The sequence below is a fragment of the Stygiolobus sp. CP859M genome (genome assembly GCF_037389975.1).
Lineage (GTDB): Archaea > Thermoproteota > Thermoprotei_A > Sulfolobales > Sulfolobaceae > Stygiolobus.
Genome location: NZ_JBBHKS010000010.1, coordinates 1 through 5,201, shown reverse-complemented (window position 1 = coordinate 5,201; position 5,201 = coordinate 1). Strand labels below are relative to the sequence as shown.

General features: G+C 40.4%; 5 protein-coding genes, 1 tRNA gene and 1 pseudogene. 2 read left to right on the top strand and 5 right to left on the bottom strand.

Annotated elements, in window-relative coordinates:
* A partial coding sequence (locus WIW72_RS04505; RefSeq protein WP_337721239.1) for an IS200/IS605 family accessory protein TnpB-related protein occupies positions 1-529 on the top strand: 529 nt, incomplete at its 5' end.
* Positions 530-664: 135 nt separating this feature from the next.
* Here WIW72_RS04505 and WIW72_RS04500 read toward each other — a convergent pair.
* On the bottom strand, positions 665-1,831 hold the full coding sequence (locus WIW72_RS04500) for an MFS transporter (protein ID WP_337703367.1): 1,167 nt from the start codon (positions 1,829-1,831) through the stop codon (positions 665-667).
* A gap of 316 nt (positions 1,832-2,147) precedes the next feature.
* On the opposite strand from WIW72_RS04500, the gene WIW72_RS04495 reads away from it, so the two are divergent.
* Entirely contained in the window at positions 2,148-3,131 is a 984-nt protein-coding gene (locus WIW72_RS04495) for an ArsR/SmtB family transcription factor (protein ID WP_337703369.1), read from the top strand.
* Between the two features lie 252 nt (positions 3,132-3,383).
* Here WIW72_RS04495 and WIW72_RS04490 read toward each other — a convergent pair.
* The 4 genes and pseudogenes from WIW72_RS04490 to WIW72_RS04475 all read right to left on the bottom strand — a co-directional run.
* Positions 3,384-3,484 (bottom strand) — tRNA-Leu (locus WIW72_RS04490).
* Positions 3,485-3,550: 66 nt separating this feature from the next.
* Positions 3,551-4,330 (bottom strand): hypothetical protein, encoded by a 780-nt coding sequence (locus WIW72_RS04485; RefSeq protein WP_337703371.1) that lies wholly within the window; start codon positions 4,328-4,330, stop codon positions 3,551-3,553.
* A gap of 159 nt (positions 4,331-4,489) precedes the next feature.
* Positions 4,490-4,630, bottom strand: a complete 141-nt coding sequence (locus WIW72_RS04480) for a hypothetical protein (RefSeq protein WP_337703373.1) — start codon at positions 4,628-4,630, stop codon at positions 4,490-4,492.
* Between the two features lie 37 nt (positions 4,631-4,667).
* Positions 4,668-5,201: pseudogene (locus WIW72_RS04475) on the bottom strand (IS200/IS605 family accessory protein TnpB-related protein); the annotation flags it as partial.

The window sequence follows — 5,201 nt, the reverse complement described above, 5'->3', positions numbered from 1 at the left end:
ATTAGCTAGGGATTTAAGGGCTAAGGTTATTGTTGGTAAGTTCTCCTCAAGGTCTAAGGAGAAGATGGAGAGCAATAAAAATGATAAGCTTAGGCATAGGATTCACCAGTGGAGTGTTGTTAAATTTGTGGATATGTTGAAAACTCAAGCGATAGACGTTGATGAGGTTTCTGAGTCCTACACTTCCTCTATCAACCCGTTTAACGGTGAGAAGTTGAGGAAGGGTAAGCAAGTAGTTGAGAAGGTTATCAGGGTTTTTAACCCCTACCTGATGACGGGCACTGCTCACGAGGGTGGGGGGATTAAGGTTTTCAAGGTGAACGCTAGGTACTTGGAGAGTGGTGAGGTTCTTTTGGAGAGGGATTCTATTGCTCCTCTTAACTTGGTAAGAAAGGTGGATGGGAGGGTATTGGTGTTTCCCTCGACTAGCCCCAATGAGTTAAGGGTGACTGTGTATGATCCCTTAAGAGGGGTGCCCGTGGCGGAATTAAAAGTAATTAAAAGTAAGGAAAAGTTACGCCATGGGTAAACACTATTAACAAAGGGAAGATCAGGAAAGTACCGTCGTTCATGAAGTGAGCTAATGAAGTTATGGCAAGTGCCCTGAAATCGTTGGGTTCCATAAAAATAGTTCGAATTCGAACAATTTAAGTATATGTAAATATCATTCGCTCTTAACCTTACTCAACAAGCTGTAATAAATATAACCGCCAGCTATCTGCAAGACCCCTCCTACTATCTCGGGTAGAGGTAACCAAATATCCATCAGAATACCGCTTGCACCGCTACTCAACTGAGCTACACGTGTTGAAACGCCTTGAATGCTAGTCGCAGCACCGTAGTCCTCCGCTGAGATTCCCCTAACGTTTATTGCAGTTCTATTTGGCGCCCCTATTCCAGCGTTAAAACCCCTTACAGCATAAAACACAGCTGCCATGATAAAAAAAGGTGATAAAGCCATTGCTATGAGGAATACGCCGTTTAGTAACCTCGTTATTGAGGCTACAAATAACGTGTTTCCCCTTACTTTTGAAGCTAGGGCGGAACCCAAAGAGGTCAGTAAATACGAGATCGTGAAAACCAGACCGATCTGGGATTCCGTAACATGGTAAGCCAACTTAAACCATAGGGGAAGCAAGGGGACGGCTAACCCTATCCCAGCCCCGGTTACCGTGTTTGACGCTATGACCCGTAAGATGTAAGAGAAGCTCTTCTTTCCCATGATCTTTGTGGTCTTTTTGGGTCTTTTGGCCTCCTTAACTATGGCAATACTTATTACTGAAATCGCCATTAATACTGCAGCTACAGCGAAGAGCGTTCTGTACTCTTCTACCGCCGGTTTATGGATGAGGGGTTGGAGGGAGAGCAATAAACTACCTATGACGCTCGCACTACTCGCACCTGAACTTAAGTAACCGAGTTTTTTAACCCTTTCTTTTTCGTCCCTCCAATTTGAAGCTACTAATGCGGATATCCCGGGGGACCAGAGACCTCTTAGACCACCGCTAGCCCCTCCGCCTATACCGGTAATGATCAAGAGTGGTATAACGAGGTTTATGTTGGAGGTAAAGCTAAGTGCGGTTATGCCGAATAAGGGGAGCATGTCACCTATTATTAACGACTTTTTATACCCGTATCTGTCCCCTAATAAGCCTAAACCCAGTGAGAGAAGGGAATAGAAAGCGATCACTCCAAACACTATTAATCCGACGTTGATTACGGAAAGCCCGAGTAATGAAAGGTAGAGAGGAATAGAAAGGCTGACGTAGACTAGTGCAATACTCCTAGCGACCCTTGATATGAAGAGAAATAAAAAAGATCTATCGACCATGGTTTATCGAGTCTTTTCGGGACTAAAAAGTTTAATTTAGAACGAATTTATGTATAGAGCTGTCACTGAAGGTTTATGAGAGAAGAGTATATTATCCTAAAACTGAGGAATAAAACTGCCACATTAGTAATATTTAAAAACCCTTTTAAGTCTCTATTATTTACGATATTTTCTCTACTTTTTTTGTTTATTTTTACCTTTATATTTCACATACGTTTTTGATAAGTCGCTTAATGAGGGAGTAAAAATCTCTTTACTATTTGAATAAATTGAAATTTACTAATGGATTTATAAATCATGTGACATATTAATTAATATGGAGTCACAAAACGGAGACATATTCGATGCAATATCTCATGAAATCAGGAGAAAAATAATCCAACTGTTAGCTGAAAAACCAAAGACTTTTTCCGAGTTACAAAAGGATTTAGGGTTAGACAGTCCGGCACTGGCTTTTCACATTAGAAAACTTAACGGTCTCATATCTAAAAACGACCAGGGGTATTATGAGTTAACACCCTTAGGGGTTAAGGCTTTAAACATGATCAGGCAAATACATAATGAAGCCCCCACTCAAGCTAACAGTAATGAGGAAGATGAAGAGGAAAAAGGTGCATTTTTGCTTACCCCTGGACTTTCTAGTTTGTTTAAGAGTATACAATCAATAGCTGAATTACCTTCTAAACTAGACGAAATTTTCGCTAGGGGTTTCGGCTGGCATAAAATGTTCGAAGTATATAACGGTCCTCTATCTGTAAAGCCTGACTTAACTGTGAGTATTAATGGAGGTAAGGTCACTATATATCAAGGTGACCCACACGCCGTAATCAAATGTGTAGACGAAGACGGATTTCACACTAAAGATATAGGAAACGAATTAAGGATAGAGATCGATGGATGTTACGCAGTGATACATTATCCGTCATTGAACTCATTGAAAGGAGAAGTTAATGGAGGAGCTATTACGCTAAAGAACTCGATTGCAAATGTCTCGATTGAGATAGACGGAGGAGCTTTTCGTGCAGACGTGGAAAACGTAGTAAACTCTAAAATACAAATAAATGGAGGAGTTGCTAACTCTAAATTACGTTATGCCGGAGAAGGTACCTTATATGCTGAGGTAGACGGAGGGACGATAAATCTGGATTTAGAAATACCTTCTAACATAGGAATAATTTTCAATAAGAACGTAAACGGCGGATTAGTGAAAGGGGGCAAAAACATGGTTAAGGAGAAGAATGTGATCGCTAACATAGAAGTTGACGGGGGAATTGTATCTGTTAATACTAGAGTATACTAATAGATTATGGTAACACTGATACTGTAAGAACAGATGAATAATTAAAAGAGATATGAAGCGATTATCTATAGAAGATATAGACAATACAATAGATAGTGTAGTAATAATAGGCAAAAACACAGTATTAAGGTTAAATAAACGTGAAGCAAAGAGGTTACTAAAAAATACTAAACGATCCTCCAACAAACAAAGTTAACATAAATTACAGCTATCTGACAAGAATAGGTCTAGTTAAAATTAATCTTATAATAATGCGGGGGGTGGGACTTGAACCCACGCAGGCCTACGCCATCGGGGTTCTCACTTATGGGGTCCTGAGCCCGACCCCTTTGACCTTGCTCGGGCACCCCCGCACACCACATATTATACGTTTATGGTAAATAAAGTTTTAACAAGTCCCAAAGCTCTTTACCTTAAACTTATCTCTTGGTCTCACTTTTTATTTCCCAGTTTCTATTAAATCTACACTTCAACACTCTATTCAGATCCCTCAAGTTGACCGTAAGGAGAGCTACAGAGCCTAAAGGTAGGATATAATAGACCAGTATATAATAAGTCGGGGAAGCAAGAATCGGTAGAACTGAAAATACAGCCCCTATTCCAGCAGCAATAGTGACTATAATCAAAGTAGGTAAGGAGAGGCAACAAGATGTCCCAGAAATTATTCCAACTGTAGGTAAGACTACGAGTGTTATACTTTTCTTCTTAGCCTTTACAGCTTTCCACAACTCCAATACTCTTTCAACGTTGGCTCCTAGTAGTAAGGAGAGGATTAAACCTAAAAAGATCGTATAAGGAATAGCATCCGATACGAAACCGTAAAGGTAAAAAGTGAAGCCTATAGCCTCAGTCTCGTACTCGACAAAGTAGGGAAGAGGAGGAGGAACAGCTGCTCCGAAATAAACAGTCACATAGGGCAAATATTCTACACCGCCAAATAATGCTTCGTAAAAGGCTCCGTAAAGAAGTACATGAAATGTCATATAAATGGATGCAGAAATCCAATAGGCCCTGCCTTTTTTAATCTCTCCCCACACCATATTGAAGAACCTCTTAGGTATCATAAGCCAAACTGCTGACCAGAACGTTATAGCTGATAGCATACCACCTATTCTCACGTAGTGAAAAGCTAAGAGATAAAACACGAAGGAAGATACTAGAAGGATTATGATAATACTTAGCCTTGTTGCAAGATTCATAAAAAATATATATCTTCGTACAATTTAAACTGAATAGTAGTAGTTGACGACGAAACCAGTAAAAAACCGATTGAAACGTTAAATTTTAAGGTTAACTTCTTATTATTCGTTAGTTGGCAATCAGATCTTCATATAAAGGTAGAAGAAGAATCCCCCATCTCAATAGCTTTGATAAGAGGGAAATATTTCGTTTAGCGGAAGGGCTATTACCCAGCCGTAACTATTCGCTAAGAACATTGTATTTCCGGCGATCACTGGGTTTACTATCCCGAACCTTCCTCCTACTTGGTAAGTTGCCAATATATGTCCACTATGCGGGTTTAATACATAAATGTGTTTACCCGTGGCGTGACTTTTCCTTACTTTTAATTACTTTTAATTCCACCACGGGCACCCCTCTTAAGGGATCATACACAGTCACCCTTAACTCATTGGGGCTAGTCGAGGGAAACGCCACTACCCTCCCATCCACCTTTCTTGCCAAGTTAAGAGGAGCAATAGAATCCCTCTCCAAAAGAACCTCACTACCCTCCAAGTACCTAGCGTTCACCTTGAAAACCTTAATCCCCCCCCCCCACCCTCGTGAGCAGTGCCCGTCATCAGGTAGGGGTTAAAAACCTTTATAGCTCTCTCAACTATCTGTTTCCTCTTCTTCAACTTCTCACCGTTAAACGGGTTGATAGAGGAAGTATATGACTCAGAAACCTCATCAACGTCTATCGGCTGAGTTTTCAACATCTCCACAAATTTAACAACACTCCACTGATGAATCCTATGCCTAAGCCTATCATTTTTATTGCTCTCCATCTTCTCCTTAGACCTTGAGGAGAACTTACCTACTACAACTTTAGCCTTCAAATCCCTAGCTAAC